Genomic DNA, 25841 nt, shown 5'->3' with positions numbered 1-25841 from the left:
CCCACTGGGTGCTGGTGGGCTGGGTGCAGTTGGGGTTTGTGATGCTCAATGTGCGTTGGGTTTAGTGCTTTACCCTGCGCCGATCACCGCGCATCATGCGCCGCCGGCACCCATGTCAGTGGTGCCGTGAAAAGGAACAGCAGTTGAACCCACACACATTGTCCATGCGTCTCGAACGCGTGGCGGCGCAAGTACCGACCGGTGCGCGCCTGGCTGACATCGGCTCGGATCACGCCTACCTGCCGGTGGCGTTGATGAACCGTGGCGCGATTGTCGCGGCGGTCGCCGGCGAGGTGGCTGTGACACCGTTTCGCGCCGCCCAACGCACCGTGCACGACAACGGCCATGAGCTGCACATTCACGTGCGCCTGGCCGATGGCCTGGCGGCAATCGAGCCGGCAGACCGGATCGATGCAGTCAGCATCTGCGGCATGGGCGGTGAGACCATCCGCGATATGCTCGACCGCGGCAAGGCGTACCTCAGCGGCCGGGAGCGCCTGATCCTGCAACCCAACGGCGGCGAGCAACCGCTGCGCCTGTGGCTGATGGACAACGGTTACCGCATCCTCTGTGAGGAGCTGCTGCGGGAAAACCGCTTCGACTACGAAATCATTGTTGCCGAGCGCGGTACACCGGTGAGCTACAGCGCCGAACAACTGTACTTCGGTCCCTTGCAGATGCAGGCCCGCAGCCCGGCCTTCCTGGCCAAGTGGCAGCGCCTGTTGCGCTACAAGCAACGGACCCTGGGCCAACTCGCCGAGGCGCGACAGGCGCTGCCCGAGCAGAAGGTGCAGGAGTTGGCGCAGGAGGTACGCTGGATCACGGCGCTGTTGGTGTAGATCAGCTTCCTCAGAAATGCTCCAATACGCCATCCTCCAACCCAGGTGCCCCGCATGCCAGACGCTACAGACCAAGCCTTCTACGACCGCGCGGATGCGCATATCGAGCTGTCGAACGAACAACTGAAAATCCTCGAAAACCTTGGCCAGGTCAGTGCTTCGATGATGTTCGGCACCACCCGTTTCAATGCCTGGGCGAGTGCGCGCAACTTCAAGTCCGGTGCCGAAATGGCGGAGGCGCGCGAAGCGATGTTGAAGTACTTCTGTGAGCAGTACCGGATGATGCTGGAAGATAATCTTGATGATCACATCAACAACTTCAGCCAGTACATGACGGCCCCGAAACCGCAGTGATCCCTGTAGGAGCTGTCGAGCCCCGGCGAGGCTGCGATAGCGGTAGGTCAGGCCACATCAATGCTGGCAATGCCGCCGCCAGTGCAGCCTCACTAGCGCTCGATCGCGCCGATACCTGATACGGACAGACTGTCGAGAAACTCCGCCACCTGCTGGTTACCGCGCAAATGCACCGTAGGAATCTGCGGCCCCACCGCCAGGCGCATCGCCTCGATACCCGGCCGGTAGCCGCGATCAAAGTTCCACACAAAATCCAGAAACGTCAGGAACTCCCGGTCGAGCTTATCGGTACAGCCCACCGGCCGGTCCGCGCGAGGACGTTTCAGGGCGCTGCGAATAAGGACCCGGGTGAAGCAGGTCAGGCGCGGTGTATCCAGCCAGATGATCAGGTCGGCACGGGGCAGGCGCAGGTCGAAGGTGCGGCGGGCGTAGTTGCCTTCACACACCCAGGTGTCCGACGCCACGGCTTCGCGGACCCGGGTGCGAAACTGTTCGGCGTCGGTCTCGACCCAGTTGGGTTCCCAGAACAGCGTGTCCAGGTGCACAACGGGCAGGCCGAGGCGCTCGCCAATGGCGCGGGCGAGGGTGGATTTGCCGCTGCCGGCGTTGCCCAGAATTACAATCCGTTGCATGGAGACGTCCTGAAAAAAGCCGGCAATTATGCCGGCTTCAGAAGGGGAGTCAAACGCCCGGCTATTTACTTGGCAAACGCATATTCCCCGCCCTGTTCCAGCGCCTTGCGATACGCCGGGCGGTCCTGGAACCGCCGCACCCACGCCGCCAGGTTCGGATACGCCTGCAGCTTGCCCTGGGCCTTGGCGATTTCGCCAATAAAGCTCATCTGGATATCTGCGCCGCTCAGCTCATCGCCCAACAGGTAGGGCGACTGCGCCAGGGCGTTATCCAGGTAGCCCAGGTAGTTGGCCAGTTCCGACTCGATCCGTGGATGCAACGGCGCGCCGGCCTCACCCAGGCGGCCGACGTACAGGTTGAGCATCAGCGGCAGCATCGCCGAGCCTTCGGCGAAGTGCAGCCATTGCACGTATGTGTCGTAGTCGGCGGTGGTCGGGTCTGGTTGCAGGCGGCCCTGGCCGTGGCGACGGATCAGGTAGTCGACAATGGCGCCGGACTCGATTACCACGCGCGGCCCATCTTCAAGCACCGGCGATTTGCCCAGCGCGTTGATCGCCTTGAGCTCCGGTGGTGCGAGGTTGGTCTTTGGGTCGCGCTGGTAGCACTTGAGCGAGTAGGGCAGGCCGAGTTCTTCGAGCAGCCAGAGGATGCGCTGCGAACGTGAGTTGTTGAGGTGGTGAACAATCATCATGGGAAGCTCCGCCGGGCGAGAGTGGGGTGTCTGATAGCAGACTGCTGCGCCGGCGTAGAGTGCCCTGAATCAGTTGGGCGTGTCAGGGGAAATCGTTGCGTCCGGCGCGGGTTGTGCTTCCAGCTTCAAACGATCGGCCTTGCTGATGTACTTGTCTTTGCTTTTGGGGGCCAGTTTGGCATTGGCCTTTTGGGCGTTTTTTTTCAAAATCTGATTGAGTTTCTTACGACGGTTCATGCTTTCTACTCAGCGCGTTGATGCGGGGATGATATCAGCTCCTATAGGGGGGCGCTCAGCCTTGCAGGCGCGGGCCCCAGTCCTCGGTCATGCCTTTTTCCAGGCGCCGTTCCAGCGTACGCCGCCATGATGGCACCAACGGCAGCGCCAGGCATTCGCGCAACAGCTCGGTCTCCACTCGCTTGTCGAACAGCACGGCGGACAAGCGTGCCAGTGACCAGTCGGCAAAGGGCCGTTCGACCAGTTGCAGGCGATCGCCCGCGCTCACCACGCCTTCCTCCAGCACCCGGTAGTACCAGCCGGTGCGCCCCGACTGCTGCACGCGCAAGGCCAGGTTGGCCACGGCGAAGCGGTCGCTGAGCTTCCAGCACGGCATGCGTCCCTGGGACACCTCAAGCAATGCCGTCCCGGCCTGAATGCGATCACCCAGGCACACGTCATGCTCGCTCCAGCCGGTGGTACTGAAGTTCTCGCCAAAGGCCCCCGGCTGCATCAGCAAGGGATGAGCGCCCAATTCGTCGGCCCAGCGGGCGTAGTGCTCAAGCGGGTAGTGGTGAATGGCTTTTTCCACCCCGCCATGCACGCGCAGGTCGCCCTGTTCGTCGCCGTGAAGGCCTAGGGTTGCGACCTTCAGTTGGCCGTGTCGCGGCTGTTTGTCGATGGCGCTTTGGGTGCCTGGGCGGGTGAAAGGCTGCGCGCGGCCGGTGAGCAGGGTGTCGAGGCAAATAGTGGGCAGGCTCATGCAGGGACCTCCGGTGTTTGATGTTCACGACAGATCAATGCGGCATCGCTCGGCGCCAGGGGCTCCTGGGTCAGGCCGCAAAACGGCTGGTTATTAACCTGCTGATGGAAGCGACAGGTGCTGCACAGACCGAAACTGGGCACATCCGCGCTGCGCTGCACTTCGCGCAGCAACTCGCCCAGCAGTGTCTCCAGTTGCAGGCCGCGCACGCCCATCCGCGCCTCACCTGCGGCGAGGAAGTGCGGTGGCAACAACGCGTCCAGCAGGCTGCGCGCGGTGTCCGTCAACTGCAGGTGAACGCTGCGCTTGTCGTGCGCATCCTGGGTCTTGACGATCAGCCCCTTGGCCTCCAGCGCCTTGAGCGACTGCGACACCGTGCCTTTGGTCAGGCCCAGGTAGTCCGTCACGCCCAACGGCGTATTGGAGTAGCGGTTGCAGCGTGCCAGGTACATCAGCGCGCTCAACTGGATGGGTTGCAATTCGGCCAGCAGCGGGTGCTGGCGGAACCAGATGCGGCTGAGGCTGGCGAGCCTTTCAAGCAGATCAAAAAGGGTGGTGTCGGACATAAGTCGCTCCTGTCGACACATAGTATCGACTAAATACTATATTGACAAACGCCAAGATGCGCGCAATTCTTGTTTAGGTATCGATTCGATACTAATTGAATGAAGGAGACTCAAAATGTCCACTGCACGCTTCTACCATGCCGGCTGCTCTGTCTGTGTTTCTGCCGAACAGACCCTGCTCAACCTGCTGGACCCGGCACTCAAGGTCGAGGTCGTCCACCTTGGCGAACAACCCCAGCGCATCGCCGAAGCCGAACTGGTCGGGGTCAAGTCGGTCCCGGCGTTTGTTCACGACGGCCAGGTGCTACACCTGAATTTTGGTGCCTCCATTGACGATCTGAAGTAAGGCGCTGCCAGCCAGGAGAACCACCATGAACGCGTATCAGCCCCTGAACTGCGATGTGCACGATTACCTGGAGATCGCCTGCCTGCACGGCTACCGCCTGCAGGTTGAACTGATCGACGGGCGCAGCTACGCAGCCAGGGCGCTGACTACGCGTACCGCGACAAGCAAGGAAGAGTTTCTCGTACTGTGCAGCGACAGCGGCCAGTTCGAGGTGCGTCTTGACCAATTGCTGGCCATTACCCCGCTCGACGATAATGCCCGTTTCGGCCGTATCGAGCTGACATAGAGAGAACAGGATGAATAGATACCGACTGATGGTTAGCCGCAACAACCGGCTGGCAGGGCATTTCGAATCCGCCACCCCCTGGGCGCTCGACGCCGTGCAAGACATCGCACGCTGCCTGGCGGATGCCGGTTACGACATTGAGTTCCAGGTCGCCGATGGCGAGCGCCGGCTGCTTGAAAGCGGCCCGGAAGGGGTTCGGGTGCTGCACAGCGAACCGATCTTCAAGAAGGCCGTCTTGCCCTAGGTGGCAAGGCCACGGACAAATCGATCCGGCCGGCGGTATTGGCCTGAGCCCGATGCACGCCATTCGGGTTCACTGCTGACCTCTGGTTCAGGCGCTGGAATGTGATGCTTGACGGCATGTACGTTATCGACGGACATTTTTTGGCGTGCGTTTATTTGATTGTTAAGGTGACTTTGCCTTTTGATCTACCCTGCTCGACGTATCGCAACGCCTCAGCAGTCGATTCAAAGGGGAAGGAACGATCGATGACCGGTTTGATGACGCCCGCTTCGATAAGCGAGGTGATTTTTTGCAGTTGTATCCCGTCGGCACGCATAAACAAAAATGCATAGCTCACCCCATGCTTGCGGGCTTTTCTACGAATACCGCTGCTCAGCAGGCGCATGACTTGCCTGAGCATCCAGGACAAGCCTTGCTCCTTTGCGAACGCTGCTGTCGGTGGCCCAGAGAGGGAAATGAGCTGTCCGTCGGGCTTGAGAACCTCGACTGATTTCATCAGTACATCGTTGCCCAGGCTGTTCAACACCACGTCGAAGTCGTGTAATTGGCTTGTAAAATCTTGCTTCTTGTAGTCGATGACCACATCCGCCCCGAGCGCCTTCACCCATTCGACATTCGCCGTGCTGGTGGTCGTTGCAACGAAGGCGCCGAGGTGTTTGGCGAGCTGGATGGCAAACGTGCCGACACCGCCAGATCCGGCATGAATCAACACCTTCTGGCCTTTTTTCACCTGGGCGGTCTCAACCAGCGCCTGCCAGGCCGTCAAGGCGGCCAAGGGGACGGATGCCGCTTGGGCCATGTCAAGGTTCGAGGGTTTGAGCGCGAGTGCGTTTTCGTTCACGGCGATCAGTTCGGCAAACGTCCCGATCCGATCCTCGGGAGGGCGTGCATAGACTTCGTCGCCCGGCTTGAATCGTTTCACCGCCGCACCGGTGCTAACGACCACTCCGGCGAGGTCATTGCCCAATACCAATGGAAAGGTATAGGGCAGGATCAGTTTGAATTCCCCGGTTCTGATCTTCGAGTCCAACGGATTGACGCTCGTTGCATGCACCTGGACCAGAACGTCATGCACACCGACCGCAGGGTCGGGCACTTCGCCAATCATTCCGTTTTGCTTGCCGTAGCGGTCGATAAAAAATGCCTTCATGTTGCAGTTGCTCTTGTCGGTTGAATGAGAAAGGGGCGCGCCCCGGCAACGTTGATGCGATGAGGCATTCAAGCTGTCAGGCGCCGAGGAACGCCAAAGCCTTGGCCACGAAATCGGTAGGGTACTGAAAAATACTGCCGTGCCCGGCGTCCTGATAAATGATCAGTTGCGCGTTGGGGATTCGCTTTGCCAGCTCAAGCGAGTTGACCGTAGGCACCATGATGTCGTTGTCCCCGTTGGCGATCAGCGTCGGCATCTGTAGGCGACCGAGCGCTTGCGGCGCCTGTTTGCCCCACGCCGTAATGGCTTTCAATTGCCGTAAAAACGCACGGGGTGTCGGACCTTTGTCCCGGTCTTGGCGGCGCTCTTTCAATCGTTGCAAATACTCAGACGCGGCGCGTTGCCCGTTGGCCGTGCGGGTAAAGAATAGATAGAATTTTGGATCGCGTAGCGTCAGCAGCCCCTTGATCATTAACGGCCAGGTCACCGAGCCGACGTTGTCGATGCCTGCGCCGCCGGCCGGCCCGGTGCCGGTGAGGATCAGCCGGTGAACGCGTTCGGGCGCTTTCAGGGCGATGTCTTGAACGACGAAGCCTCCGAGTGAAAAGCCGAGCAGGTCAACCTTGTCCAAACCCAGCGCACGAATAAAGCCGATGCCATCGTCAGCCATCTCACCGACAGTCAACGGCGCGGCGCCACCCGAGCCACCGATACCGCGGTAATCGGTGATGATGACGCGCCGGTTTTTTGCCAGGCCGTCAATGATCCTGGGGTCAAAGTTATCCAGCACTGCCCCCCAATGGTTGAACATGACCAGCGGGACCCCCTCCCTGGGGCCTAGGTCACGATAGGCGAACGGTATCCCGCCAATCAGAATCGACTGGTTCGCCGCGTTGATAAATGACGGCTGCGGCCCAGGGAGATGTCTTGCAGCTATAAACGTCATGTTTATTCTGTCCGCTTGCGAGGTGAGGCTGACCTGCTCGACATGAGTCAGGCTTGAGTCAAATAGCGTTGCGCCACGGCGGACTGCCTGATTTGCGACAAAAGCCCCTGACGTGCGGTTTGCAGGGCATCCCAGCGCTCGCCTTCTTGCAGCGCAGGAATGGTCACCGGTTCGCGACGGTCGAAGCCGAGCAGGGCGGCATCGACCAGATCACCCACTTCCATGATTTCGCTCAAGGTATTGATGTCGATACCGGCGCGATCCCAGATCTCCGTGCGAGTGGCGGCCGGTAGTACGGCTTGTACATAAACACCCTGAGGTGAAAGCTCCAGGCTCAGGCCTTGGGAAAGGAACAGTACGAACGCCTTGGTCGCACCATAGACCGTCATGCCGAACTCAGGTGCCAGGCCCACCACCGAGCCGATGTTGATGATCGCGCCTTCACCTGCTTTGGCCAGGCGTGGCGCGATGGCGCTGGCCAGCCGCACCAGCGCGGTGGTGTTGAGGGCCACCAGTTGCGCAACGCTGTCGGTGCTTTGCTCGATGAAGGTGCCGGACTGTGCGGCACCGGCGTTGTTGACGAGGATGCCGATGCGCGCGTCATCGCGCAGGCGCGTTTCGACGGTGTGCAGGTCGCTGAGGTGAGTCAGGTCGGCCTGAAGCACTTCAATGGCGACGTTGTGTTCGCCACGCAACTTCGCCGCGAGCGCTTCCAGGCGCGAGTGGTCGCGGGCGACCAACACCAGATCGTGCCCGCGTTGGGCGAAACGCTCGGCGTAAACTGCGCCGATGCCAGTGGAAGCGCCAGTGATGAAAACGATAGGGCGAGTAGTCATGATGTCAGCTCTTTGCCAGGAACATGGATTGGGGTTGATACAGGAATAAAACCAGGCTCGATCAGCCAGTGCCTAGTTGGCGGCAGCCCCTGATTCGGCCAGCGTCGGGTAGTCGATGTATCCCGCCGCACCGCCGCCGTAGAGTGTCGAGGGGTCGAAGGCAGACAGTGGCGCACCGCTCTTGAGTCGCTCGACCAGATCAGGGTTGCCAATGAAGGGGCGACCGAAGGCGATCAGGTCGGCTTTGTCATGCGCAAGGCGTGCCGTGGCCAGGTCCAGGTCATAGCCGTTGTTGGCGATGTAGGTGTTCTTGAAGCGCTGGCGCAAGGCGTCGAAATCAAAGGGCGCCACGTCGCGTGGCCCACCGGTCGCACCTTCGACAACGTGCAGATAAACGATGTCCAGAGCATTGAGTTGGTCGACGATGTAATCGAACTGAGCCTGTGGATCACTGCTCGATACACCATTGGCCGGCGAGACAGGCGAAAGACGAATGCCCGTGCGATCAGCACCAATCTCGGCGGTCACGGCGGCCGTCACTTCCAGCAGTAGGCGCGCACGGTTTGCGATCGAGCCACCGTAGGCATCCGTACGCAGGTTGGCGCCGTCCTTGATGAACTGATCCAGCAAATAGCCGTTTGCACCGTGGATTTCCACGCCGTCAAAGCCTGCCGCAATAGCGTTTGCTGCCGCTTGGCGGAAATCGTTGACGATGCCCGGCAGTTCGTCAGCGTCCAGTGCTCGCGGCTCGGAAGCGTCCTTGAAGCGATTGTTGACGAACACCTTGGTCGCGGGACGAAGCGCGGAAGGGGCTACCGGCGACGCGCCCTGCGGTTGCAAATCCACGTGAGAAACACGGCCCACATGCCACAGCTGTAGGAAAATTTTCCCGCCCTTGGCGTGCACGGCATCGGTGACCTTGCGCCATCCTTCTATTTGAGCCGCTGTGTAAATGCCTGGGGTGTCCTGATAACCCTGTCCCTGCTGCGAGATTTGCGAGGCTTCGGAAATGAGCAAACCCGCACTGGCCCGCTGGCTGTAATAGGCAGCAGCAAATTCACTGGGCACAAAGCCTGTGCCTGCGCGATTGCGCGTCAATGGCGCGAGAACCGCGCGGTTTGACAGCGGCAGGGCGCCAAGTGTGTAAGAGGTAAACAGATTCAGGTCGCTCATGGGTGTTTATTCCGTGCCGGGAGTAAGTGGGCATATCGCTGGTATTTAGGATGATGATCGAAATCTAAACTGTCAACAACTTTGATTATGATCAACATCTATGTATGATCGGCCGATGAATTGCAGCGGTAGAGGGGTATCGAACATGCGAGTGTCCAAGGCTCAGGCCCAGGCAAATCGGGAGCACATCGTCGAAACGGCCTCAGTTGTGTTTCGCGAGCGCGGTTTTGATGGTGTCGGCGTGGCCGACCTGATGGCCACCGCCGGGTTCACCCATGGCGGTTTCTACAAACATTTCGGTTCGAAGGCTGACCTGATGGCCGAAGCCTCGGCCAACAGTCTTGCGCAGTCATTGGCCTGCGCCCAAGCAATGAGCGTGAAGGATTTCATTGATGTGTACGTGTCCAGGGATCATCGCGACGGTCGCTCCACGGGTTGCACCATGGCGGCGTTGTGCGGTGACGCGGCGCGTCAGTCGGGCGATTTGAAATCGGCATTCGCTGAAGGCATCGAGCGCACGTTGCAAACACTCGGCGAAAAATACCCGACCGGGCCGGATACTGCGCCGGGTGAGGCGAGGGTGAAAATGATCGACCTACTGGCGCGCGCGGTCGGCGCGATCATGCTATCGCGCGCCTGCCCTGACGACTCGGCGCTGGCCGATGAAATTCTGGTGGAGTGTCACGCGCAAATGACCGCATCATTATCGATTCAGCCGTAGGTTCGTTTCGTAAAAGGAAATAGAGGGTTGTCAGCACAAGGTGTGCTGACTGGCTTCATTTCGTCTTTGGCCGATAGCTGCCGCCCAATACATCTAAACCGAAGTAGTCTCATCCACTGCCGGAGTTTTATCAGCATTAGAAGCATGGAAAGCAAATTGGACCTCTGCTCTCTTTGGATGCTTTATCAGCCCCTCTGAAGGACCGTCAGATGTGAATAGATTAGACAATACCGTGAGCAACGCCCCTAATATGACATAACCGAACAAAACGTGAGTTATTACTAGCGCCTGAGATAGCCAGTTTGATTTGTTGGCAGCAATATCTCCGTAGCCAAGAGTGGTCATGGTGACGACAGAGAAATACAAGCTCTGAACTAGAGTTAAATCGTTTCCCGCATCCCCCGATGTTGATGCAGGTATTAGCCAGTAAATGAGTGCATAGAACAAGCACACGATCAGGAATGACATTAATACCTGTCGTGGAGATCTACCATAATCCGATGCCATCCAGAACAATTTAACTAGGAGGCTTTTTATTTTTCCGTTTTTCTCATACCAGGCAGCCCAGTTATGCCTACGGTTACAGTACTGAAGCGTTTGACGAAGGCCAGCAGAGTAACAGGCGCTTTCAAAACTTACTGTTCTAAAGTCTGTTTTATTTGAAACATTTGCAAGATGAAAATAAGTTCCAGTTGTAAATTTTGCATTGGAAAAATTTGTCCCGCACAGATTGAATCTCAACTCCCCCTCTAGAAGTGGATTTCTTCCACCGCCTTGGAATTGTGCATCCGAGAGGTCTGCCGCATAGAAGCTACAATCTTGAAATCTAGAGTTGGAGAAGTTGGCTAAAATTAAACGGCTTCCTTGAAAGCTTGCTTCATCGAAATTGCAAATTTCGAAGGAAGTATTGGCCAGTTGCGCGCGGTCAAAAATAGATCCTTTAAATATAGATCCAGTCGCATTGATACCGGTCATTTCGGCATTCAAGAAAATGCAATCGGACATATTGACACCTTCTAACGTTGCACCCTTTAGGTTGGCGTCACAAAAAGTTGCGCCTTTGCCATCGGCATTTATGAAGGTGGCGCCAATAATTTTTATGCCTTCAAGATTCGACTCTCGCAAATCGATAGTTTCTTTGGTTTTAGATGCATAATCGTTCCATTCTGAAAAGTCTTCTTTTTTGGAGCACTCTATTATTAATTTATATTGTTCTGGGTTGAAAGTCTTATTCATAGTCTATTTATGGCTTCTGCGTTAACTTGCAGTTACTGATGTCATGATGATGGCGCAAATCCAGAACATACGTCAAATTGAGGTTCATCTTAGGCATGGAGCATGCTCGCGTCTCACACTGATCGTTCGCAACCCTCCTCGAATGACCGCAGCGGGTCGATTGTGTTGAAAAAGTCGACGTTGGTATGCTCACCCCCTCTCATCGACTTGTTTTGGATAGGTGCTCATGTTGACTGGCTTGAATCACCTTACGTTGGCGACTGCGAACCTTCCTCGCAGTATCGAATTTTATGTGGGGCTACTCGGTTTTAGGCTGGCTGCTCGCTGGGAAACGGGGGCCTATCTTACCCTTGGCGATCTCTGGCTTTGTTTGTCTTTCGATGAGAACTGTGCATCGAAAAAACACCCTGATTACACTCACTATGCGTTTTCGGTGGGGCAGGACGATTTTGAAGGAGTAACTGTTTGCTTGCGGTTACGGAACGTTATCGAGTGGAAAACCAATTCGAGCGAGGGTGACTCGTTTTATTTCTCAGACCCCGACGGGCACCGACTGGAAGTGCATGTCGGCAGTCTGGCTTCGCGGCTTGAGCAATGTCGGCGCCATCCATACGCAGGTATGGAGTTCTTTGACTGACAGTTTTTGATCGATTTATTGAGCAAGTAGCTCTCCTACCGGGCTTGCGGCAAAATATACACATCGGCCAGCGGGAGCGTACGCAGCATGATGGGACAGTTATCGAGTGGGCAGGATCGACTGTTTTACTCGTTCAACCTTGAAGATCACATCCCCGCCAATCACCTTCTGCGTAGCATTGATCGGTGTCTCGATCTGAGCGACTTGCGCCATTACCTCGCCGATTTTTACAGCCCGATTGGGCGTCCGTCGATTGATCCCGAACTGATGATCCGCATGCTGATTGTGGGCTATTGCTACGGCATTCGCTCAGAGCGTCGGCTGTGCGAAGAGGCCCATTTGAACCTGGCGTATCGCTGGTTCTGCCGGTTGAGCCTTGAAGATGAAGTCCCCAATCACTCGACCTTTTCCAAAAATAGACACGGACGTTTTCGGGACAGCGATCTGTTTCGCTGGCTGTTCAATGAAGTGCTGCGTCGTTGCATGGGCGCCGGCCTGGTCAAGGGCGAAGGCTTTGCCGTGGACGCCAGCATCATCAAGGCGGATGCCAGCTGGCAGCGCGGTGTACCGGGTGATGAGCCGGTCAACTGGAGCGATCCGGCCCTGAGCACCCGCGCCGTGCGTGAGTATCTTGAGGCACTCGATGAAGAGGCCGAGGAATACCGCTGCCCAGCCGGCAACGTATTACGCAGCGAATGGCGAGCCTTCAAGAACGAGCGTTCGCACGTCACCAAAGCCAACACCATCATCTTCCGCTCCCGGCAAACCGACTGCGCGAACTGCCCGATGAAAGCCAAGTGCTGCCCGAACACTACGTTTCGCAAGATCGCTCGCAGCGTCCATGAAGCCGCTCGGGATGTGGCTCGGCGCATCGCCGCGACGCCGGAGTACGTGCGCTCTCGCCACGAACGTAAGAAGGTCGAAATGTTGTTTGCCCACCTCAAGCGCATCCTGAAATTGGGTCGCTTACGACTACGTGGCATGAGTGGCGCGACCGATGAGTTCACGCTGGCCGCCGCGGTGCAGAACCTGCGACGGCTGGCCAAATTTACATCTCAAGGGCCACCGGTCACGGGATAGGTGCGCCTGCACCAAGCAAAAAACCTCAAACCAACCCAATAACAGAGCAGCAAAGGTCAACGAAGGGCCGAGAAACCACTCAATGTGGTGAGTAGGTTCTCCGGTGGTAGCCGTGCCTGAGTTCAGGCGAACTGAAAATCCGACTTTTTCAACACAATCGGCCAGAGGCAGCCGGCATCAAACAACTGCACTCACCCAAAACGGACAGAAAATTACTCTGACAGGCCCCTACCGTAAAACTCACAAACCAAGCGCCAACGTTGCAAGCTTCGCCACCTCAAGCGGGGTAGTCGGGTCAATGTCGTCTTCGAGCATCCAGGCTGCTGACAAGCCGGTCCACGCGAGCACCCATTGCAATAACCTGCGGTGATCAATGTCGCCGGCCTGTCTCACGATTTCGATCCGACGCGCGAAGCAACCCGGCGCCAAAGCGCTTTGGCTATCGGGATTGCAGAAAATATTCGCGAAATCAAAACCGCGCTCACCGTACAGTCCCTTAGGGTCGATAGCGAGCCAGCCCTTAGGGCCGAAGTCCAATACATTGGCGTGGTGGATGTCACCATGCAGTACCCCGACGTCGCGCGGGGCATCCAGGAGTTCGCGAGCGGTTTTTGCAGATTGCTCAAAGACTCCTCGGTGGGTTGCCGCTGCGCCCCATAGGGCTTCGAACCGTTGCAGCAGTGGAACTAAAGCAGGAGCCGGTTTTGTACGTGGCGTGTGAAGGCGGCCGGCCACAGCACAAAGAATGCGAGTAGCCTCATCATCCTGGCCGCCGTTCACCATGTGCATGAGTGAGCGCGCGCCGCTCGCGCGTTCCATCAGCAAGGCTTCGCCATCCTGCGCCAACACGGGCGCTGCTCCCTGACCGTCCCACCAAGCCATGAGCCGATTGCCCGCTTGCTCTTCTGGCTCTTGCGAGATTTTGAGCATGGCTGGCGTGCCGTGGTAGCGAACAGGAAGTAGATTGCCATTCAGCGAGGTGAAAGCATCACCGTCGATGGTCAGCTCCCATCGTTTCAAATATTGATCAAACATAAAGGCATCAACTTTTCGCTTTGTCTGGAGCAATCATTATGAAGGCTTGAGGCATAAGACTGAATGTCGGCTTTATCCTCGGCGGAGCATCTTGCCGATGCTCGCCTGCGGTAGCCGAGGGTGGGTTTGCGCGTATTAGCGTCTGATCAATTGCCAAGTGAGCGGACAGGGCGGAACGACCCGTAACCTCATATTAGTGCTGAGCCGCGTTTACATTCCAGGCTTTCACCTAAGCCACGGATCATCTCCATCAATGCCTTCACCCGCAGCGGCAAATTTCCGGCCGGGTACACCGCGTGCATCTGTGGGCTTTCACCGCTACTGGAGGTGAGCTTGTACTCAGGACAAACCCGGAACAGGCGGCCCGCTTCCACTTCGGGCTCCGCCATCCAATCCGCCAAGCGGGCGATCCCGACGCCCGCCAGGGCTGCCTGGAATACCGCCAGACCGGAGCTGAAACGGAATTTTGGGTGAACCCGAAAGCTGATGGCCTGCTCCTCACTGCGAAAATTCCACTCCTTGAGAATCCGCGGCGCCGTATGCAGGATCAGCGAATGTGCCTCCAGTGCCTCGATGGAGTCGGGCATGCCGTTGCGCTCCAGGTAGCCGGGGCTGGCATACAGATAACGTGAGTAACTCCAGAGCGCAAAGCCGATCAAGTCGCTGGATTGTGGAAACGCGCCGCGAATCGAGAAGTCCAGCTTGCTCTTGGCCGGGTCGATGATCTCATCGGTGAAGATCACATCGATGTTAACGTCTGGATAACGCTCGCAGTATTGCGCGATCAACCGGGGCAATACCCCGTGTCCGAGAAACTCGGGGGCGGAAAAACGGATCCAGCCGGAGGCCAGGCCGCTGAGACCGGCCAGGTCTTCATCCACCTCGCGTTGCAGTTCGAGCATTTTGTACGCGTGGGGCAATAAGCATTCACCCGCTTCGGTCAAGCTCACGGCATTGGACGAGCGATTGAATAACTTGAGCCCCACACTTTCCTCCAGGGCTTGAACGGCACGGGTCAGCGCACTGGGGGAGCGCCCCAGAGTCCGTGCCGCGACGACGAAGCTGCGCTTGCGAGCCACGGTCGCGAAGGCTTCAAGCTCCCCCAACATATTCAATGCCATTCTCCACCTCATTGCATTTTTCACAACGCGGCATTGCAACACAAAAACGGCCCTTCCGTTAACCTTCCCGTTCAACCCACAAGGATGGGGCAAACAGGAGCGCAAGGACGTGTCGAAACTGGATGAAGTAATCGGGAAAGCCGCAACGGGTGTTGATGAAGTAGTTCATGAATGGCTGGAAAAAAAATCAGTGACTTCGACCCGACGGGAGATACCGCAAATTCATCTGTCGCTCGAAGAACAACGCACACTTCAGGCCGGTCTGGCATCGCTGGACGTGACCGATAGCGCCTCGGGTATCCGCCACATGCCGGCCCTGGGGCTGTTGCTGGAAAGTGCCCTGTGCACCGAGAAAATCCAGCAGCTACGCAATTTTCCACAGGCCCCTGAAGTGGCGATGATCGTCAGGGGGCTGCCGCTGGACCCGCAACTGCCGGCCACGCCCTATGACCTGGAGCCGGGTATCGAGAACTTGTCGATTCTGGCCGGGGCTATTTTGTCCGTGCTGCAAACTCTGCAAACCCGTCCGCTGGCGTACGAGGGTGAAAGCAGCGACACAGTGTTCCGTCACGTATCGCCCAAGCACAAGCGAGAGACCGAAAAGAGCTCCTATGGCTCGCGCGCGGATCTGGACATGCATGTCGACAATCCTCACCTGCCTTTGACCTGCGAACCCGTCTCGCAGTTGTCGGCCTGTCCGGAGTACCTGTCCCTGACCGGCCTGCGCTGCGAGCTCGACGTGCCGACGCGCATCGTCGCCATTGACGAGGTGCTGGCCATTCTGCCGGCCTACGTCGAAGAAGAATTGTCACGACCGAACTTCACCGTTCGCCGACCGGCCTCCTTCGGCAAACAGGGGAATGTGCTGGAAAATGTCCCCTTGCTGTACAGAAGCGCAACCGATGGCCTGTATTGCCGCTACAACAAAGCGAGTGTCGAAGCGACCTCGGCCAATGCGCGGTTTGCCCTCCAACTGTTCGCCGCCGTCGCCAATCATCCCGATGTCGTGCACCACATACTGCTGCAGCCAGGGGACATGCTGATCTTCAAGAACCAGCAAACCCTGCATGCCCGGGATGGTTTTACACCCCGCTACGACGGCCGTGATCGCTGGATGTTGCGTGTCTTCGGGGTCAATGATCCGGCACGCGTGGTGCCGCTGGACCCTCATCAACCCTACATAGTCAGAGCCTGATTTCATGGTCGATATTGTCATCCTTTGCGTGTTCGCCTTCGCCGCCGGCCTGATCGATGCGGCGGTGGGCGGCGGCGGACTGATCCAGATTCCCGCGCTATTCAACGTGCTACCCAGCGCTCAACCGGCGGCGCTGCTGGGTACCAATAAGGTCGCGGCCGCCTGCGGCACCGCATTCGCGGCCCGGTCCTTCGTGCGCAAGGTGGTGATCGACTGGGGGCTTGTGATCCCTGCCGCCTGCGCGGCTTTTGTCATGGCTTTCTTCGGCGCCGCCACGGTGTCGTTCGTACCCCAGTCGATGATCCGGCCGGCGGTGCTGGTGTTGATTGTACTGATGGCGATCTACACCTTCTGGAAAAAGGATTTCGGCGCCCTGCACAAACCCATGCGCATCGGTACCAAGGAAAAACTGCTGGCGATCGTCATCGGCGGTGCCATCGGTTTCTACGATGGTCTGTTCGGTCCCGGCACTGGCAGCTTCCTGATCTTCCTGTTTATCCGCTGCTTCGCCTTCGACTTTCTTCATGCCTCGGCATCGGCCAAACTCGTGAACATCGCGACCAACGTCGCGGCACTGATGTTCTTCATTCCGACGGGTAACGTGCTCTACCTGATCGCAATCCCCATGGCGGCATTCAACATCCTGGGCGCGCTCACTGGCACCTGGCTGGCGGTTCACAAAGGCGTGCCTTTTGTCCGGGCTCTATTCCTGGTGTTACTGGTGATTCTGATCAGCAAACTGTCCTACGACCTGCTCCTGTAAACCTGAGGAAAACTACATGCATCCCATGTTCGATCGCCTCGTGGCACTACTCGATGCCCGCTCAGCCTCCTACCGGGTGTTGATGCACGATGCCGAGGGCCAGTCGGCGCGCGTCGCCGAAATCCGTGGCACCGAGCCCGGCCAAGGCGCGAAGGCCATGCTTTGCTCCCTCAAGGGGCAGGCCGGACCCTATGCACTGGTGATACTGCCGGGCGACCAGAAGCTGGACATGAAGAAAGTCGGAGCAGCCCTGGGCGGGAAAAAAGCCGAGCTGGTGAAGGCCGAAACCGCCATGGAACTGACCGGGTGCCGGATCGGCGCCATCCCTCCTTTTGTTTTCGATGAGCGGATTCAATTGATCGTCGATCCGGCCTTGACCACGGGCTACGCTGAAATAGCCTTCAACGCGGGGCGACTGGATGCGTCGATGGTGCTCGATACGCAGGATTACCTGGCGATTGCCATGCCTCGATTGCTGGATATCAGCCAGGCCTGAGCAGAGGTTTTCACATACGTGTCTAGTCCTGAGGTCCGCAATCGGCCAAACGCATCCGTTTACATCGATAGGGGTCATGCAGCAACGTAGACAAGAACCGGCTGGAGGCAAGTGAGCGGCGGTGCCGAATCAAGCATGTCGGTCGATTCACACCATGGATAGCTGCGACCTTGAAGCCAATCCATTATCTTGCGCATATGCTGGGAAGGGCACTCCAACATGTGTTCGATAGTAATGGACAGTTGAATGGCCAGGCCGCTTTGCGGTGAAAAGACCCAATGATATTCCCCGCAGCCTACACGCAACTCTCCAGTCGCTTTTGTTGACATGCCAACCAGCCATTTGCACTTATGAACATTTGCCTCGGGCTCTGGAGGGGCACCGAAGCAGAATGTATAAACGTTCTCATATTGCAGGCTAAAGCTGCGTACGAGTACTTCAGCAATAGCTTCGCGCCCTTGGACGTTGGGAGGAAACAGGATGGTGTTTGTCTGCACTAGCACGTTAAGCGTTGCGTCTGGGCTGAAAGCATGTTGCAACAGGTCAGGCCGATTTCCGTCCTTGCCGAAGATGTAGCTCTCAATCGCTTTGCTGGCATTTTTCATGCACAAATCCTAGTGCTGTCACAGGTTGGCTAATCGGGATTGCGCGCGGATTATGGGTTAACCGAAACTTCCCCCTGCGCGGACTTTGGTACATCAAACACTTTATCGAAGACCCACTGAAACGCCAGCGCGTAAAAGAAGAAGAAAACGAACAGCCCCAGATCGGTGACCAGTGCAGCCCACCAAGAAATCTCCAGCCACCATGCCACCAGTGGTACCAAGAGTAGAACTAGCCCGCCCTCAAAACCCAGTGAGTGGAGTAAACGTCTGCCCAACGTGCGAGTACGCTGTGGCTGATGCGCTTCCCAGCATTCAAAAGCGTAGTTAAACAGCACGTTCCACAGCAGCGCGCATACAGATAACATCAACGACAGCGCACCCGCATGGGCCAGGCCTTCGTCGTATATCAACGAGATACTGGGCGATAGCACCGCAACAGCGATTGATTCATAGAGGATGGCTTGAAGAATTTTTCGCGAAGGTCCTTGCATGGTGTTTTCCCAAGGGTGGGTAGATCGAATACCTGCGACGGTATCGCTGCGTACACACCAAGAAAAATGAGATAAATTGAATGCTCATCAATTCAATTCATCTAGGGAACGATGCGTGTTTTCCACTCTTGCGCTTAACGCGCTGCGCACCTTCGAGTCGGCTGCGCGACTGGGTAGTTTTAAAGCGGCAGCTGAGGAGCTATCTGTCACCCCCGCGGCCATTTCCCACCAGGTCAAGGCGCTGGAAGCCCGCCTCGGAGCGATGCTGTTCAAGCGGACTGGACAAGGTGTGGCATTGACCGAAGAGGGCGAGTTGCTCTATCGCCAGACTCATCGCGCCTTATTAGACATTCGCCGCAGCCTGGAGGCTTTCTATCCGGACACTGTTCCCCAAACCCTGACCATTTCCACTACGCCGGGCTTGGCGGCAGCCTGGCTGATTCCACGGCTGGGTGGTTTCTATCGGAGCTTTCCACACGTCAATGTGCGGGTCGATACCCGTAACGAACTAGTCGATCTGCTGCGTGATTCCAGCATCGATCTTGCTATTCGCTCGGTCAGCCGCGATGACCCGAAGTTGTTCTGTCAGGCGCTAATGAACGAGCAATTCTCGGCTTACGGCGCCCCAGGTCTGGTGGCCTCGCTGAATGTAAATCAGATCGAACTGATCAACCTGCACTGGAAAATCCCGGGAGCATTTTCAATCAACTGGGAAAGCTGGTGCGCGGCCGCAGAATGCCAGACCTGGCTCGAAACGGCGCAGATGCGTGAGTTCGACGATGAGCATTTTGCTTTGAGCGCTGCGATTGCGGGTCATGGGCTGGTGCTGGCAAGCAATGTACTGGTAGCCGACAGCCTCAGGGATGGAGAATTAGTGGCCTATAGACCAGAAGTAAGCCTGCCTGGTCCGCGTTACGTTGCGGTGTGCGTGCCAGGACGGGAGCGGCAGGTGCATGTGAGTGCGTTCCTGATGTGGCTGGCAGGTGCCGCTCTACAGGATGGGTGACGATACTTGTTTGCTGCTTCTTGCGACAGGCAGTAATCGACCCAAAGCTGTCGGTCAAGAACGCCGAAGACATGAATGCATTCATGCACTCATGTCGTTCAGACGCAGTTCAGATCATTGCTTGATCAAATCCCCCGGTTTCCATGCCTTGTCGAAGAACGCCTTGGTCGGGCCATATAACCGCAGAATCACGAAGTAGCCTTCGCCCGGCAGGGTTTTGATCCAGTTTTTGCCGGCGCCCGGTGAGTTCGGGCCGAAATGCACATCGATCGAGCCGTCGGCGTTGGTGACGGGCTTGTCCATGGTGTTCAGCGACGGGAACGGCTGGCCGTTATCCAGGCCTGATGCAGTGATCGAGTCATACGCCGTCACCGACCAGAACAATGCCGCCGGAATGCCTTTGGGCAGGTTCAGCGAGTAGCTGTTGCTGCCGGACAGGAATTGGCCTTTGGCATCGACGAAGGTGGCCGGGTACTTGGCACCGACGTTTTCCATGTTCACCGCCATGCCCGGGCTGGCCGAGTAGGCATTGGTGAAAAAACCGGTGCGCGGGTCGATGTAATTGAAGGTGTCGGCGGTGAACGTCGCATTGCCGGGGAATACGTTCAACCACTTGCGATCCGGATACCAGGTGCCATTGGCGACAATGGTTTGCGGCGTGTAGGAAATGGCATGGCCGATCTTGCTGGCGGTTTTCGCTGCCTTGTCGAGCAGGTCGCGGGTGGCTGGCTCCGGTTTGAACGGTTTGCCTTTAACGATACCCAGAGCGGCGAGCATGCCGCGCATTTCCATGTCTTGCGGGTCAACGTATTCGTGATCGATGAACCGCGACAGCATGTCGAACGCACTGCCGTCGGAGGGGTAGAGCATGTTGACTGGAGTTTTCGAGGCGTTGGGGAATTCCATCGCTTTGGCCGTGGCCTGTTTGCCCAGTGGATAGATGCGCGTCTGCTCCATGACTGCGACCGGTGCCTCCAGTTGTTTCGGGTCCTTGAAGAATCCGCGCCAGAACACGAACACACCGTAAGTGCGCGAGCGGTAAGTCAGGTAGCCCGGCGGTACCTCGCCCTTGTAGTCCGGTGGCAGCACCAGATACTTGGCACCCTTGCCTTTGTCCGGTCCCGGCAGCCCGACATCACCACACCATTGGCGACCTTCGATCTGGCCCTCGGAGCAGATCGGCCGTTGGAAGAAGTCATCGAGAATGCCCTGCAAGCCTGGCGGGACTTCGATCACCATCGGGCCGTCCTGCTTGAGATCCAGATAGCCCATGGCATAGATCACGTCGGAATTGGGCGTGGTGACGCGGGTCTTGGCGTTGAGGCGGTCCTTCCAGATCGGCAGCACGTTGTAGCCGGCACCGAAGGCTTTTTCCGAACCTTCTTTCATGGCGTACATGTTCAACGCCGGCAGTGCCCAGATGTACGACTGCACGGCACGCTGGAAAAGCAATTCGTTTTGCAGTTGCGCCACGCCCTCCAGTGTTGGATAGCCGCCGGCAAAAGGCAGATCGGCCAACTGTTCATAGTGCGTGGCCGCCTGGGCGCTGAGGCTGATCGAGATGGCCAGGCCCGTTGCAGTCAGTGATTTTGCAAATGTGCTCATCGCGAACGTCCTGTTCTGGTCAATTGGTTTTCAGTACGGCTGGGGGCACCCACTGGCCATTCAGCGCGGCCGGTTCAGGCCAGTAGGCGCGGATGTACAGCGAGAAATCAGCACCTTGGGGCGTCGGCAGCCAATTGCTTTCCTTGTCCTTGCCCGGTGATTCGCTCTGCACGTAAATCGTCAACGAACCATCGGCATTGGCCTGCAGTGATTTGTTCTTGGTGCCGATCGAATAGCGCTTAAGGTCATTCGGGGAAAAGAAGTGCTGCTCGTTGTACAGGGTCAGCGACCAGAAGCCTTTAACCGGCGGCAGTTGCCCCTTGGCAAAGGTCACGGAGTAGCTGTTCAGCCCATTGAGACGCGTACCGGACTTGTCCAAGTCCTGATAGAAGTATTTGGTCTCTTTCTGTTGGTTGACGAAAATATTCGAGCGCGCCACGGCGGTACGGCTGAAGTAGTCGGTGCCAAACGCTGCACCGTTGCTGATGGTGCTCCAGTGATCCGGCAGTTGTAGGCCATAGTTGCGGAACTGCAACAGCGGATCGATCACTTCGCTGTCGGCTTTTTTCGCTTCATCGATCATCGCCGCTTTCAGTTGCGGATCAGCCTTGGCGATGGCCGCGAGGGTGGCCATCTGCGCGTAGCGGGCTTCTTCGCCCGGCAACGGTTTGGCGTCCTTGAGTAGCGCCGGCAACTCGTCGAAGAATTTCTCCGGCATCACCCATTTGGTTTCGCCGCTGCCCGCCGCCTGCGCCGGGAATTTTGGCAGTTTCGCCCAGTCCCGGTGTTTGACCTTGCCGTCGTATTGCGACAACGGGTACATATCCACGCCCGACAGCGACGCTTGAATGGCTGTGCGGTCGGCTGCGGTATCGTCCTGGAACACTCGGGGAATCACGAAGCCGGTGCTGGTACGTGCCCGAAAGACTTTGGTGATGCCCGCAGGCACCTTGCCATTCCAGTCAGGGCCAACCAGCAGATAGAAGCCGGGTTTGCTGCCGTACATCTTGCCGAGTTCGGCAAAGCTATCGGAGCGTAGATCCACCACCTGATACACCCAAAAACGGCTGCCGAAGTCCGGCACTTGCAGCACGACCGGTTCCAGATCCAGCGCGATGCTGCCCGCGCCGTACACCACATCCTGATTCGGGCATGCGACCAGCCGTTCCGCCGGATCAATGTAATCACTGAGCATCGACAGTCGATTGATCGGCGCGACCGGAACGATGCCACCCATCAAGCCCGGTTCGGGCAGGTCTTTGAAGGCCTGGCGACGGTTGAAAATATTGGCCATCGGCCAACCCCAGAAATACGCTTCACGCGCCATCATGCGCACATAGGGTTCGGTGACCTTGGTGCCGGCGACAGGCCCGGCAACGGAAGCTTCGCCAGCGTAGCTGGGTGGCACCAGCAGGGATGTGGTTGCCAGTGCACCGAGCAGCGTCAGTGCGAACAGGTTCAGGCGATGGGGCGATTGATTCATAAAAGCATCCTTACTTGCGGGATCACCTTTTGCTGGTGAGTCGCAGGAAAGATAGCTCAAGTTTGGTGGGGTGACGCTTGATCGGCTTGAACGTCAGCTTTTGGCCGGTTTCTGCCTTTTGTGGCGGGCTTCAATCGGCCAGAGGCAAGCATTCGAAAATTTTACGAAGCCGGGGGGCGTTCACTCATTCATAACGAACAGCCCGTTGGTCGGTCCGCTGCAGGCGGCGGTCGAACTTGATTGATGGTACCGAACTAATCATCCGCTCAAGGTTTTTTGGCACGCCGATGAGGTCGCTTGCAGTATCTGGTCCGAAGAAGCGAGGTTGGATTAGAATAAAAAATTCTAGCAACTGAGTTTCGCAGAAGCCTTTATCATGACGATTTAGTGGGCGCCAATAATATGATTTAAAGGGGGGGAGGTTGTGAATGTAGTTGATAGTTTAAAGGTTAAGTATCCCGGAGCTATTGCATGGCAATTTGGGGATACTCCAGAAATGGCCGATGAGCTGGCTGAGCTTGTTGTTAACGGAATAAAAACAGCCGGGTGTAGCTCGCTCTCGTCATTCAAGCGTGAAGAAGAACCACCAACTATTGGCGGTTACAGCATCATTCTCAACAGCAGGGGAGAGCCTGTATGTGTCATTAGAGTTATTTCGATGCGTATCATTCGTTACTGCGACGTAGATCAAGATCTTGCAAGGAAGGAAGGCGAAGGGGATCTCAGTCTTAGGTACTGGATGCAGGGTCATAAAAATTTTTTCCAAAGGGAGGGCTCGTTTGACGAGTCTATGGAGCTTGTGGCAGAAGAATTTGAGTTGATGGAAGTATTGTAAAAGACAAGGTTCTCAAACTAACTGTTTTTAGCATGTAAGTGTTTGGAGTAGCTTGTCTTTATCTAGTGGTAATGTTCGTTTTTGGCCGATCGCTGCCTGTCGCAAGGTGCTTCAATCGACCCAAAGCAACCCTTGATGTATGTTTGTTGCCGCCAAACGTTATTGGCATTCATGGAGGAGTCTGACTGATGGCACGTGTGGGATTGATACTGACCCCCGGTTTTGCGGACTGGGAATATGCGTTCATTGCCGGAACTGCGTCCCCGTTTTACGGGATCGATGTCAGGTTTTTCGCTTCTACTACGGGGCAGTTCTGCTCGCAGGGTGGATTGGCTGTAACGGTTGATTGCAGTTTGCAACAATGTTTGGACTGGAAACCGGACGTTGTTGTCGTCATTGGCGGAATGATCTGGGAAAGTGCAGAAGCACCGGATATTCGAGACTTTCTTCATGCCAGTCGTGCAAATGGAGCGACACTTGCCGGTATTTGTGGGGGAACGCTGGCACTTGCTAGGGCCGGGCTTCTCGACACGGTGCCTCATACCTCGAACAGCGCTGACTTCTTAAAGCAAAATGCCGTAGGTTATGAAGGGCGCACGCTTTATCGAAATAGCCCAGTCGCTGTGGTTGCAGACGGCATCATAACGGCTCCGGGCCCTGCACCTGTTAGCTTCACCTGCGCAGTGTTCAAAGGTGCCGGGCTATCTTCAGAGATCATTTCTCAGTTCAGGTCAATGTTGGCTGCGGAACATCGGTGACTGCTTCGTCTTGCAAAACAACCGATCCAGATGATGTGTTCGAGTGGCCACTCTTGGCCGAAAACTGCCCCCTCATCCCCATACCGGTCTACCATGCCACCCCGGCAGCGGCCAAGCGCGCTATCGGCCCCAAGTCCTCAAGGTATCGCCAATGACCACGCTATCGCGCAACACACCATCCCTCACTTCATCCGAGGTGCCGCAATGAGCATCGACCAGATCAGCCTGCCCAAGGGTGTTGGCCCGCACGCGGCCAAATTGCTGGACGCGATCACCGGTGCCAGCACCCTTGAAGACTTGAACCGCGCGGGCGGTAAGGCTGAGGGTTTTGTGTTGGGGCTGGAGTCCAGCAAGGCCATCAAAAGCCAAATTGCCGAGTCGTTGTATGTGGCGTATGACGATGCGGCGAGTCATCGGGCGGGTGAGTTGAAGGGCTAGCCGGTGCAGGACGTTTCACGGTCGAGGCGTTTGGCTGTGTCGCTCAGTGGGTGGATGGCCAGCAAGGCGCTGTGGCTGTGCTTTTCACAGCGTCAGACTTAATAACCACCCCAGTCCGCCGCTTCCCACAACCACCAGCCACGGTGGCAGTTTCCAGAGCATCAGCGCCATCAGGGCGATTAACGCCAGGCCCAGGTCTTGTGCGGTGAATATCGCGCTGGTCCACACCGGCTGGTACAGCGCCGCCAGTAACAAACCCACCACCGCAGCGTTCACACCGGCCAGTGCGGCTTGTGTGCGGGGGCTTTGGCGTAGGTTTTCCCAGAAGGGCAAGACGCCGAATATCAGTAAAAACGACGGCGCGAAGATTGCCAGCAACGCGATCAGGCCACCCCACCAGGGGTTGATGGCGGCGCCGAGGAAGGCGGCGAAGCTGAACAGCGGGCCGGGTACGGCTTGGGCGGCGCCGTAGCCTGCGAGGAACAGGTCGTTGCTCACCCATTGGCGCGGCACCACTTCGGCTTGCAGCAGCGGCAGTACTACGTGGCCGCCGCCGAATACCAGCGAGCCGGTGCGGTAGAACGCGTCTATCAGGGTCAAGGCGAGGTTGGGCAGTGCTTGGGCGAGGAGCGGCAGGCCCACCAGTAATATCAGGAACAATGCCAGCCACATCGCGCCCGTGGGACGGCGGATCGGGATTGGCAGGGGTTCGTGGGCGCCGCCGTATGCAGGTTTGAAGAGCAGCAGGCCAACTACGCCGGCGCTGGCAATGATGGCCACCTGGGCCCAGGTAAATGGAAGCAGCAGGGCGGCGGCGGTCGCCAGTAGCATCAGGCTGATGCGGCCCGCGCTGCGGCACAGGTTGCGCGCCATGCCCCACACCGCCTGGGCGACCACGGCCACGGCCACCACCTTGAGACCGTGCAGCGCGCCGGCCGGGATGGCCGAGCCGTGCTGGGTAAGGCCCAGGGCAAACAGGCTCAGGAGCAAGGCCGACGGCAAGGTAAAACCGACCCAGGCCGCGACTGCGCCGCCGTAGCCCGCGCGTGCCAGGCCCAGAGCGATGCCGACCTGGCTGCTGGCCGGGCCGGGGAGGAACTGGCAGAGGGCGACTAGGTCTGCGTAACTGCGCTCGGTCAGCCAGCGGCGCCGGGTGACGAATTCGTCGCGAAAATAACCCAGGTGCGCGACGGGGCCGCCGAAGGAGGTCAGGCCCAGGCGCAGGAAGATCAGGAAAACCGACCAGGTGCTGCTGCGGTGATCAGTGGGGGAATTGGCCACGAGTAGAGTTCT

Annotated in this window: 32 protein-coding genes; 15 read left to right on the top strand and 17 right to left on the bottom strand. The window is 57.6% G+C overall.

Annotated features, from left to right (window positions below):
- The first annotated feature begins 143 nt into the window (after positions 1-143).
- Positions 144-839: a tRNA (adenine(22)-N(1))-methyltransferase gene (locus tag FJD34_RS21220; RefSeq protein WP_289345521.1), complete on the top strand. Its 696-nt coding sequence runs from the start codon at positions 144-146 to the stop codon at positions 837-839.
- Between the two features lie 54 nt (positions 840-893).
- Complete coding sequence (locus FJD34_RS21215; RefSeq protein ID WP_032859386.1) at positions 894-1193, top strand: DUF3144 domain-containing protein; 300 nt, start codon at positions 894-896, stop codon at positions 1191-1193.
- Between the two features lie 92 nt (positions 1194-1285).
- Here the strand turns inward: FJD34_RS21215 and FJD34_RS21210 are convergent, their stop codons facing one another.
- The 5 genes from FJD34_RS21210 to FJD34_RS21190 all read right to left on the bottom strand — a co-directional run bounded on the left by FJD34_RS21210 (position 1286) and on the right by FJD34_RS21190 (position 4062).
- Positions 1286-1825: a P-loop NTPase family protein gene (locus FJD34_RS21210; RefSeq protein WP_065942523.1), complete on the bottom strand. Its 540-nt coding sequence runs from the start codon at positions 1823-1825 to the stop codon at positions 1286-1288.
- Positions 1826-1890: 65 nt separating this feature from the next.
- Entirely contained in the window at positions 1891-2517 is a 627-nt protein-coding gene (locus tag FJD34_RS21205; RefSeq protein WP_090290737.1) for a glutathione S-transferase family protein, read from the bottom strand.
- Positions 2518-2586: 69 nt separating this feature from the next.
- Positions 2587-2754 carry a DUF2986 domain-containing protein gene (locus FJD34_RS21200; RefSeq protein WP_065942521.1) on the bottom strand — a complete coding sequence of 56 codons (168 nt, stop codon included), beginning with the start codon at positions 2752-2754 and terminating at the stop codon, positions 2587-2589.
- A 55-nt stretch (positions 2755-2809) separates the two neighbouring features.
- A complete protein-coding gene (locus FJD34_RS21195; protein ID WP_032859391.1) occupies positions 2810-3496 on the bottom strand; it encodes an MOSC domain-containing protein in 687 nt (228 codons plus the stop codon).
- Positions 3493-4062 (bottom strand): MarR family winged helix-turn-helix transcriptional regulator, encoded by a 570-nt coding sequence (locus FJD34_RS21190; protein WP_032859393.1) that lies wholly within the window; start codon positions 4060-4062, stop codon positions 3493-3495. Before FJD34_RS21190 ends, FJD34_RS21195 begins: the two co-directional genes overlap by 4 nt.
- A gap of 115 nt (positions 4063-4177) precedes the next feature.
- Here FJD34_RS21190 and FJD34_RS21185 point away from each other — a divergent pair, with 115 nt between their 5' ends.
- The 3 genes from FJD34_RS21185 to FJD34_RS21175 are packed head-to-tail and all read left to right on the top strand — an operon-like array spanning position 4178 to position 4938.
- Positions 4178-4408: a thioredoxin gene (locus FJD34_RS21185; protein WP_032859394.1), complete on the top strand. Its 231-nt coding sequence runs from the start codon at positions 4178-4180 to the stop codon at positions 4406-4408.
- A gap of 25 nt (positions 4409-4433) precedes the next feature.
- On the top strand, positions 4434-4694 hold the full coding sequence (locus tag FJD34_RS21180; RefSeq protein WP_032859395.1) for a Rho-binding antiterminator: 261 nt from the start codon (positions 4434-4436) through the stop codon (positions 4692-4694).
- A gap of 10 nt (positions 4695-4704) precedes the next feature.
- Positions 4705-4938 (top strand): hypothetical protein, encoded by a 234-nt coding sequence (locus tag FJD34_RS21175; RefSeq protein WP_032859396.1) that lies wholly within the window; start codon positions 4705-4707, stop codon positions 4936-4938.
- 151 nt (positions 4939-5089) lie between these two features.
- Here the strand turns inward: FJD34_RS21175 and FJD34_RS21170 are convergent, their stop codons facing one another.
- The 4 genes from FJD34_RS21170 to FJD34_RS21155 form a co-directional block, all read right to left on the bottom strand.
- Positions 5090-6088 (bottom strand): NADP-dependent oxidoreductase, encoded by a 999-nt coding sequence (locus FJD34_RS21170; protein WP_032859397.1) that lies wholly within the window; start codon positions 6086-6088, stop codon positions 5090-5092.
- 76 nt (positions 6089-6164) lie between these two features.
- Positions 6165-7034: an alpha/beta fold hydrolase gene (locus FJD34_RS21165; RefSeq protein WP_090290738.1), complete on the bottom strand. Its 870-nt coding sequence runs from the start codon at positions 7032-7034 to the stop codon at positions 6165-6167.
- A 47-nt stretch (positions 7035-7081) separates the two neighbouring features.
- Positions 7082-7870, bottom strand: a complete 789-nt coding sequence (locus FJD34_RS21160; protein WP_032859399.1) for an SDR family NAD(P)-dependent oxidoreductase — start codon at positions 7868-7870, stop codon at positions 7082-7084.
- 72 nt (positions 7871-7942) lie between these two features.
- Entirely contained in the window at positions 7943-9043 is a 1101-nt protein-coding gene (locus tag FJD34_RS21155; RefSeq protein ID WP_090290739.1) for an alkene reductase, read from the bottom strand.
- A gap of 145 nt (positions 9044-9188) precedes the next feature.
- Between FJD34_RS21155 and FJD34_RS21150 the strand changes: the two genes are divergently transcribed.
- Positions 9189-9764 carry a TetR/AcrR family transcriptional regulator gene (locus FJD34_RS21150; protein ID WP_090290740.1) on the top strand — a complete coding sequence of 192 codons (576 nt, stop codon included), beginning with the start codon at positions 9189-9191 and terminating at the stop codon, positions 9762-9764.
- 93 nt (positions 9765-9857) lie between these two features.
- Here FJD34_RS21150 and FJD34_RS21145 read toward each other — a convergent pair whose 3' ends face one another.
- Positions 9858-11000 carry a pentapeptide repeat-containing protein gene (locus tag FJD34_RS21145; protein ID WP_090290741.1) on the bottom strand — a complete coding sequence of 381 codons (1143 nt, stop codon included), beginning with the start codon at positions 10998-11000 and terminating at the stop codon, positions 9858-9860.
- Between the two features lie 226 nt (positions 11001-11226).
- On the opposite strand from FJD34_RS21145, the gene FJD34_RS21140 reads away from it, so the two are divergent.
- Both FJD34_RS21140 and FJD34_RS21135 read left to right on the top strand, forming a co-directional pair.
- A complete protein-coding gene (locus FJD34_RS21140; protein ID WP_032859404.1) occupies positions 11227-11637 on the top strand; it encodes a VOC family protein in 411 nt (136 codons plus the stop codon).
- Positions 11638-11724: 87 nt separating this feature from the next.
- The gene (locus tag FJD34_RS21135; RefSeq protein WP_090290742.1) at positions 11725-12717 is read left to right on the top strand and encodes a transposase; all 993 of its coding nucleotides are present in this window, start codon (positions 11725-11727) and stop codon (positions 12715-12717) included.
- Between the two features lie 240 nt (positions 12718-12957).
- On the opposite strand, the gene FJD34_RS21130 is transcribed toward FJD34_RS21135, so the two are convergent.
- Both FJD34_RS21130 and FJD34_RS21125 read right to left on the bottom strand, forming a co-directional pair.
- Positions 12958-13752, bottom strand: a complete 795-nt coding sequence (locus FJD34_RS21130) for an aminoglycoside phosphotransferase family protein (protein WP_032859407.1) — start codon at positions 13750-13752, stop codon at positions 12958-12960.
- Positions 13753-13940: 188 nt separating this feature from the next.
- Positions 13941-14873 (bottom strand): LysR family transcriptional regulator, encoded by a 933-nt coding sequence (locus FJD34_RS21125; RefSeq protein ID WP_090290743.1) that lies wholly within the window; start codon positions 14871-14873, stop codon positions 13941-13943.
- 109 nt (positions 14874-14982) lie between these two features.
- Between FJD34_RS21125 and FJD34_RS21120 the strand changes: the two genes are divergently transcribed.
- From FJD34_RS21120 to FJD34_RS21110, 3 genes are read left to right on the top strand one after another with little or no spacing between them, the layout of a single operon-like run.
- A complete protein-coding gene (locus FJD34_RS21120) occupies positions 14983-16068 on the top strand; it encodes a TauD/TfdA family dioxygenase (RefSeq protein ID WP_032859410.1) in 1086 nt (361 codons plus the stop codon).
- Positions 16069-16072: 4 nt separating this feature from the next.
- On the top strand, positions 16073-16831 hold the full coding sequence (locus tag FJD34_RS21115; RefSeq protein ID WP_032859412.1) for a sulfite exporter TauE/SafE family protein: 759 nt from the start codon (positions 16073-16075) through the stop codon (positions 16829-16831).
- Between the two features lie 16 nt (positions 16832-16847).
- Positions 16848-17327, top strand: a complete 480-nt coding sequence (locus FJD34_RS21110) for a YbaK/prolyl-tRNA synthetase associated domain-containing protein (RefSeq protein ID WP_016964635.1) — start codon at positions 16848-16850, stop codon at positions 17325-17327.
- 74 nt (positions 17328-17401) lie between these two features.
- Here FJD34_RS21110 and FJD34_RS21105 read toward each other — a convergent pair whose 3' ends face one another.
- On the bottom strand, positions 17402-17932 hold the full coding sequence (locus FJD34_RS21105) for a hypothetical protein (RefSeq protein ID WP_032859415.1): 531 nt from the start codon (positions 17930-17932) through the stop codon (positions 17402-17404).
- A 50-nt stretch (positions 17933-17982) separates the two neighbouring features.
- A complete protein-coding gene (locus tag FJD34_RS21100; RefSeq protein ID WP_032859416.1) occupies positions 17983-18423 on the bottom strand; it encodes a PACE efflux transporter in 441 nt (146 codons plus the stop codon).
- Between the two features lie 115 nt (positions 18424-18538).
- Between FJD34_RS21100 and FJD34_RS21095 the strand changes: the two genes are divergently transcribed.
- Positions 18539-19429 (top strand): LysR substrate-binding domain-containing protein, encoded by an 891-nt coding sequence (locus FJD34_RS21095; RefSeq protein WP_090290744.1) that lies wholly within the window; start codon positions 18539-18541, stop codon positions 19427-19429.
- Between the two features lie 114 nt (positions 19430-19543).
- Here FJD34_RS21095 and FJD34_RS21090 read toward each other — a convergent pair whose 3' ends face one another.
- Entirely contained in the window at positions 19544-21034 is a 1491-nt protein-coding gene (locus FJD34_RS21090) for a DUF1254 domain-containing protein (protein ID WP_032859420.1), read from the bottom strand.
- A gap of 19 nt (positions 21035-21053) precedes the next feature.
- Positions 21054-22517: a DUF1254 domain-containing protein gene (locus FJD34_RS21085; RefSeq protein WP_090290745.1), complete on the bottom strand. Its 1464-nt coding sequence runs from the start codon at positions 22515-22517 to the stop codon at positions 21054-21056.
- A gap of 424 nt (positions 22518-22941) precedes the next feature.
- Here FJD34_RS21085 and FJD34_RS21080 point away from each other — a divergent pair, with 424 nt between their 5' ends.
- From FJD34_RS21080 to FJD34_RS21070, 3 genes are all read left to right on the top strand, one after another.
- Positions 22942-23352 (top strand): ASCH domain-containing protein, encoded by a 411-nt coding sequence (locus tag FJD34_RS21080; protein ID WP_090290746.1) that lies wholly within the window; start codon positions 22942-22944, stop codon positions 23350-23352.
- Between the two features lie 188 nt (positions 23353-23540).
- Positions 23541-24110 carry a DJ-1/PfpI family protein gene (locus tag FJD34_RS21075; RefSeq protein ID WP_032859423.1) on the top strand — a complete coding sequence of 190 codons (570 nt, stop codon included), beginning with the start codon at positions 23541-23543 and terminating at the stop codon, positions 24108-24110.
- Between the two features lie 204 nt (positions 24111-24314).
- Positions 24315-24548, top strand: a complete 234-nt coding sequence (locus tag FJD34_RS21070; protein WP_032859424.1) for a hypothetical protein — start codon at positions 24315-24317, stop codon at positions 24546-24548.
- 84 nt (positions 24549-24632) lie between these two features.
- Here the strand turns inward: FJD34_RS21070 and chrA are convergent, their stop codons facing one another.
- Positions 24633-25829 carry a chromate efflux transporter gene (gene chrA, locus FJD34_RS21065; protein ID WP_090290747.1) on the bottom strand — a complete coding sequence of 399 codons (1197 nt, stop codon included), beginning with the start codon at positions 25827-25829 and terminating at the stop codon, positions 24633-24635.
- Positions 25830-25841: the final 12 nt, after the last annotated feature.

It is taken from the genome of Pseudomonas brenneri (assembly GCF_007858285.1).
GTDB classification, from domain to species: domain Bacteria; phylum Pseudomonadota; class Gammaproteobacteria; order Pseudomonadales; family Pseudomonadaceae; genus Aquipseudomonas; species Aquipseudomonas brenneri.
The sequence above is the reverse complement of the archived record's forward strand: the minus strand, read 5'-3'. Positions and strand labels throughout refer to the sequence as shown.

Coding starts and splice junctions, on each gene's coding strand:
- FJD34_RS21115 (WP_032859412.1), top strand. CDS start 16,073: ATGGTCGATATTGTCATCCTTTGCGTGTTCGCCTTCGCCGCCGGCCTG.
- FJD34_RS21160 (WP_032859399.1), bottom strand. CDS start 7,870: ATGACTACTCGCCCTATCGTTTTCATCACTGGCGCTTCCACTGGCATC.
- FJD34_RS21090 (WP_032859420.1), bottom strand. CDS start 21,034: ATGAGCACATTTGCAAAATCACTGACTGCAACGGGCCTGGCCATCTCG.
- FJD34_RS21125 (WP_090290743.1), bottom strand. CDS start 14,873: ATGGCATTGAATATGTTGGGGGAGCTTGAAGCCTTCGCGACCGTGGCT.
- FJD34_RS21165 (WP_090290738.1), bottom strand. CDS start 7,034: ATGACGTTTATAGCTGCAAGACATCTCCCTGGGCCGCAGCCGTCATTT.
- FJD34_RS21135 (WP_090290742.1), top strand. CDS start 11,725: ATGATGGGACAGTTATCGAGTGGGCAGGATCGACTGTTTTACTCGTTC.
- FJD34_RS21155 (WP_090290739.1), bottom strand. CDS start 9,043: ATGAGCGACCTGAATCTGTTTACCTCTTACACACTTGGCGCCCTGCCG.
- FJD34_RS21140 (WP_032859404.1), top strand. CDS start 11,227: ATGTTGACTGGCTTGAATCACCTTACGTTGGCGACTGCGAACCTTCCT.
- FJD34_RS21105 (WP_032859415.1), bottom strand. CDS start 17,932: ATGAAAAATGCCAGCAAAGCGATTGAGAGCTACATCTTCGGCAAGGAC.
- FJD34_RS21085 (WP_090290745.1), bottom strand. CDS start 22,517: ATGAATCAATCGCCCCATCGCCTGAACCTGTTCGCACTGACGCTGCTC.
- FJD34_RS21190 (WP_032859393.1), bottom strand. CDS start 4,062: ATGTCCGACACCACCCTTTTTGATCTGCTTGAAAGGCTCGCCAGCCTC.
- FJD34_RS21070 (WP_032859424.1), top strand. CDS start 24,315: ATGAGCATCGACCAGATCAGCCTGCCCAAGGGTGTTGGCCCGCACGCG.
- FJD34_RS21185 (WP_032859394.1), top strand. CDS start 4,178: ATGTCCACTGCACGCTTCTACCATGCCGGCTGCTCTGTCTGTGTTTCT.
- FJD34_RS21195 (WP_032859391.1), bottom strand. CDS start 3,496: ATGAGCCTGCCCACTATTTGCCTCGACACCCTGCTCACCGGCCGCGCG.
- FJD34_RS21210 (WP_065942523.1), bottom strand. CDS start 1,825: ATGCAACGGATTGTAATTCTGGGCAACGCCGGCAGCGGCAAATCCACC.
- FJD34_RS21205 (WP_090290737.1), bottom strand. CDS start 2,517: ATGATGATTGTTCACCACCTCAACAACTCACGTTCGCAGCGCATCCTC.
- FJD34_RS21175 (WP_032859396.1), top strand. CDS start 4,705: ATGAATAGATACCGACTGATGGTTAGCCGCAACAACCGGCTGGCAGGG.
- FJD34_RS21200 (WP_065942521.1), bottom strand. CDS start 2,754: ATGAACCGTCGTAAGAAACTCAATCAGATTTTGAAAAAAAACGCCCAA.
- FJD34_RS21215 (WP_032859386.1), top strand. CDS start 894: ATGCCAGACGCTACAGACCAAGCCTTCTACGACCGCGCGGATGCGCAT.
- FJD34_RS21100 (WP_032859416.1), bottom strand. CDS start 18,423: ATGCAAGGACCTTCGCGAAAAATTCTTCAAGCCATCCTCTATGAATCA.
- FJD34_RS21180 (WP_032859395.1), top strand. CDS start 4,434: ATGAACGCGTATCAGCCCCTGAACTGCGATGTGCACGATTACCTGGAG.
- FJD34_RS21130 (WP_032859407.1), bottom strand. CDS start 13,752: ATGTTTGATCAATATTTGAAACGATGGGAGCTGACCATCGACGGTGAT.
- FJD34_RS21150 (WP_090290740.1), top strand. CDS start 9,189: ATGCGAGTGTCCAAGGCTCAGGCCCAGGCAAATCGGGAGCACATCGTC.
- FJD34_RS21075 (WP_032859423.1), top strand. CDS start 23,541: ATGGCACGTGTGGGATTGATACTGACCCCCGGTTTTGCGGACTGGGAA.
- FJD34_RS21110 (WP_016964635.1), top strand. CDS start 16,848: ATGCATCCCATGTTCGATCGCCTCGTGGCACTACTCGATGCCCGCTCA.
- FJD34_RS21145 (WP_090290741.1), bottom strand. CDS start 11,000: ATGAATAAGACTTTCAACCCAGAACAATATAAATTAATAATAGAGTGC.
- FJD34_RS21170 (WP_032859397.1), bottom strand. CDS start 6,088: ATGAAGGCATTTTTTATCGACCGCTACGGCAAGCAAAACGGAATGATT.